The organism is Bradyrhizobium oropedii, from assembly GCF_020889685.1.
GTDB classification, from domain to species: Bacteria; Pseudomonadota; Alphaproteobacteria; order Rhizobiales; family Xanthobacteraceae; genus Bradyrhizobium; species Bradyrhizobium oropedii.
On record NZ_JACMYO010000346.1, the window covers coordinates 1 to 3,701 of the forward strand.

Here is a 3,701-nt window from a genome sequence, read left to right on the forward strand (position 1 = left end):
TGCTGCGAGCCTTGCCGGCCGGGCGCGCCTGGTTGCTGCGGCTGGCCGGGACGGTTCGGCTGGCCGGGCTGTTGCAACTGACCCGGACGATTCTGCTGACCCGGCTGCTGCGGGGCGTTGCGATTCTGGCCCGGCAGGCCGTTCTGGCGCTGCGGATTCGGCTGCACCGGCTGGCCGCGGTTCGGATAGGGTGCGGCCGGATTGGCTCGGCGGAAATCGGGGTTGGCGCGGCGGAAGTCGCGCTGCTCGGTCACGACCTGGCGGCCCAGCGTCTGCGCGCTGTGGACCTGGCGGACAAAGCCCTGATCGCGCGTCATCTGTTGCGGCGAGATCGTCAGCGGCACCGCGGCGAAGCGGGCGCCGCCGGTGCCGGGACGAATCGCAAAACCGCTCGCGCCGCGCGTCAGCACGCCGAGCGAGGAGCCGCTGCGATCGTTGACCTCGATGCGGCCGACATGCCCGTCGGCGTCGGGGTAAAGCTTGATGCCGACATTGTTGCTGGTCGCAGTCGCGCCCGCCGGTACCTCGACAAGACCGGTGGTGCCGCGAATGCCGAGTGTCGCGGTCGGTGTCGAGATGTTCATGTCGCCGGTCTTGGCGACGGCGGCGGCGACGAACGCTGCCGTTCCCTTGGCGACGTTGAACAGCGCGCTGTTCTGCTGGCCGCCGTCCTCGTAGACATAATTGTCGATCGTGATCCTGGCGTTGGCGCGCAGGTTGAAGGTGGTGCCGTCGTTGAAGGTGATGCCGAGCGAGGAGGTCGCCGATGTGGCGACGTCGTCATTGGCAAAGATGTCGTCGCGGATCTGCAGCGGCGTCGTGGTGTTGTTGCGCGTGACGGTCGCGGTGCCGGTCAGTGTTGCGACGTTGCCGATCGGCTCGGGCGCAGTGGCCTGCGGCGCGGCCGCGGGCGCAGATGTTGCAGGTGCAGATGTTGCAGGAGCGGGCGGAGTTGGGCTCTGCGCCGGGGCGGGCGAGGGCGCGGTCTGCGCTTGCGCGAGCTGCGTCAGGTCGGGCGCAGCATCGGCGGTTGGTTGCCAACCCATGACGCCGGCACAAAGCAGAAGCGCAAAGAGGAGGGCGCGGCGCATCACCATCGATTCCCGGGAGGCAGTGGGGACCGGCAATTGAGCCGCGTCAGGCTGAATGCCGAATGAACGGTCCTGCCTTGTTGTCATGGCGGACCAAAACGATCAAGCACCGGGCCCCGTTGCCGGAAGCGCGGTGCTTGATCGCTGTTGGGGTTTTGTCAGCCGCGCTTGTGTGGGGTGATATTGAGCTGTTTCGCCGGCTTGGCGGCCGGCGAATAGCTCGCGGGCTGCGGGGCCGTCGCCGGCGGCACGTAGTGGAACACAGCCTTGCAGCCGTCGCTGAGCAGCGCGCGCTGGCGCACCATGCAGGCGGTGACGCGATCGACATCGGGGATTTCCGAGCTGCACAGCCGCATTGCGTCGCTGGTGCACATTTGCTGCTGCTCGTCGGTGTAGGCATAAGACGCTGAGGTCAACAGACCGAGCGTGAACGCGGTTGCCGCCAGCAGTTTGCCGTGACGAAGCGCGGAAGCGGTGAAAGCCATGATGTCCCCTTTGTGGTGATCGCGCCGAGCAGCGCGTCGTCGGGGGCATCACTAGGCAGGCTCGGTTTCGGCAATTCTTCGTCGGAACGGCAAAATGGTTTCGTCGCGCGCTTGTTTGTTTCATTAACCACACACGGGAGGGATCCCGGCCGTCATCACACTGCCGGCGCAGGACCCCCCTCGAGCGCGAGCACGGCTTCGCGCTGGGCTTCGGGCATGGCGCGGATGCGGCGCCTCGCGGTGAGGCGCATGGCGGCAAAGCCACCGAGGAACAGCACGATCTTGTTGACGATGCCGAAGATCGGCATCACGAGGGCCCATGTCGTGATCTCGCAGGTCAGCGCGACGAAAGCGTTCACGGCAGCGGAGGCGAACATCAGGGCTGCCCAAGCATAGCCGACCTTGACGGCGACATCGGGCACGACGCTCTGCGCGATTTCTGGGAGATAGCGGTTCAGCCAGCCCGGCTTCAGCATCACGACGCCGACGATTGCGTAGATCACGCTCGGCTTGAACAGCACGAAGCGTGGGTCGTTGGTGAGCAATGTCGCGGTGCCGGCGGTGACCACCAGGAACAGGCTCAGCCATTCCATGGTGTCGATCCGCTTGCCGCGCGCGATCTGGATGCCGATCTGCACGACGCCGAACGCGATGCCGAGGCCGACCGAGAGCGCGGTATTGTGCGTCAGCAGGAACAGAACCAGAAAGACCAGGGTCGACGCCAGGTCGAGGGCCAGCAGCCGTGCCGCGGTGAGGAAACTCTTCATCGGTTGTTCTGCTCCGCTTGCCGCCTGACGCTCTGGCGCGACCAGCACCCGCGCCGCCACAGCTAGGCAGATTGCGTCGGCGCCGGCCTATCGATTTCTGAAATCGAGGAGCGAATTCTCACTTCGAACGGGCGATTTCCACCGCATCCGCGGTTTGCGGCGCTGTCGCCCTGCGGCGAAACTCGGTCGGCGTCAGCCCGGTGTCCGCCTTGAAGGCGCGGTTGAACGGCGCAAGCGACTGGAACCCGGCGTCGAGCGCGATTGTCAGCACCGGCACCTCGGCCTGGCTGGCGTCGGCGAGCGCTGCCTTTGCCTCATCGATGCGATAGCGGTTGAGGAAGGCGTTGAAATTCCGGTGGCCGAGCCCGTCATTGATCAGCGTGCGCAGCCGGTACTCCGGCATGCCGAGCCTGACCGCCAGCACGCCGATGGTCAGGCCCTCCTGCCGGTAGGTCCGCTCGGTCGCCATCAGATGCTTGAGGTGATTGAGCGCGGCCTGGCTGGACGCCGGCGGACCGGCGTTGGTGAGCGACGTCGCCACCCGTGCGGCCTGGCCACGGCCGTTTGCGGCAACCGCCGGCTGGCTCTCTGGCGGATCGAACAGCATCATCCAGATCGACAGCAGCCCGAATGCGACAAGGCCGAGCGCGATGCTCAAGCTGATGGACCGGGTCGGAATCGCGGCCAGCCCTGCCGCGGCGGCAAGCGTCATCTGCAAGCCGATGCCGATCACGAGCGCGATCAGGATCCGGCCGCGTGCCGTTGTCACGGCGCTGCGCCATCCCTTCGCAATTTGTGCGATCCCGAGCGCGGAGAAGCCGATCGTCGCCAGCGCCAGCCCGCGGCCGCAGGTCCCGGCGAGATCGGGCCAGATCGTCCAGCCATTGTGGCTCATAACGCCGAGGCCGGCGAGCAGCGTCCACAAGGCCGCATGCCAGGGCCGCAGGGCAAACCGCTCGTCGAACATCGCACGCGCCCACAGCCAGAAGATCACCGGCGAGCCCATCGCGAAGGCGATGAACGGCGAGCTCCAGCCGAATGACGATGCCGGAAAGAAGGGTGCAGTTGAAATCGCGTAGGCGGCGCCGGCGACGCCCATGGCGGCACCGAGGTTCGCGGCGCGATGCACCGCCGCGTAGCGCAACAGCAATACCGCGCAAACCACCAGGAACAGCGCGACCACCGCGCCGCGGAGACCGAGTTCAAGAGCCGTCATCGCCATCGCAAGCCGCCCGCAGGTTCAATTCAACCTCGACATTGCGATCCTTATAGCGCGTCCGGTGATCCACATGAAGCGGCGGCCGGATGGCAATCAACTGGACACCGCCCATGCACAAACTCGGTGTCGTCCCTGCTTT

General features: G+C 66.5%; 4 protein-coding genes. All 4 read right to left on the reverse strand.

What is annotated here, in order from left to right; translation table 11 throughout:
• On the reverse strand, window positions 1-1,046 hold a 1,046-nt coding region (locus H8A95_RS42065; RefSeq protein WP_229188316.1), incomplete at its 3' end, for a FecR family protein.
• A gap of 203 nt (window positions 1,047-1,249) precedes the next feature.
• Window positions 1,250-1,576, reverse strand: coding sequence for a hypothetical protein (locus tag H8A95_RS42070; protein ID WP_229188317.1), 327 nt, complete (start codon window positions 1,574-1,576; stop codon window positions 1,250-1,252).
• Window positions 1,577-1,731: 155 nt separating this feature from the next.
• The gene (locus H8A95_RS42075) at window positions 1,732-2,343 is read right to left on the reverse strand and encodes an inner membrane-spanning protein YciB (protein ID WP_229188318.1); all 612 of its coding nucleotides are present in this window, start codon (window positions 2,341-2,343) and stop codon (window positions 1,732-1,734) included.
• 118 nt (window positions 2,344-2,461) lie between these two features.
• On the reverse strand, window positions 2,462-3,565 hold the full coding sequence (locus H8A95_RS42080) for an AraC family transcriptional regulator (protein ID WP_229188319.1): 1,104 nt from the start codon (window positions 3,563-3,565) through the stop codon (window positions 2,462-2,464).
• Window positions 3,566-3,701 lie beyond the last annotated feature (136 nt).

What these genes read in the sequence shown, in the direction of transcription:
- H8A95_RS42070 (WP_229188317.1), bottom strand. Translation starts at nt 1,576, where the DNA reads ATGGCTTTCACCGCTTCCGCGCTTCGTCACGGCAAACTGCTGGCGGCA.
- H8A95_RS42075 (WP_229188318.1), bottom strand. Translation starts at nt 2,343, where the DNA reads ATGAAGAGTTTCCTCACCGCGGCACGGCTGCTGGCCCTCGACCTGGCG.
- H8A95_RS42080 (WP_229188319.1), bottom strand. Translation starts at nt 3,565, where the DNA reads ATGGCGATGACGGCTCTTGAACTCGGTCTCCGCGGCGCGGTGGTCGCG.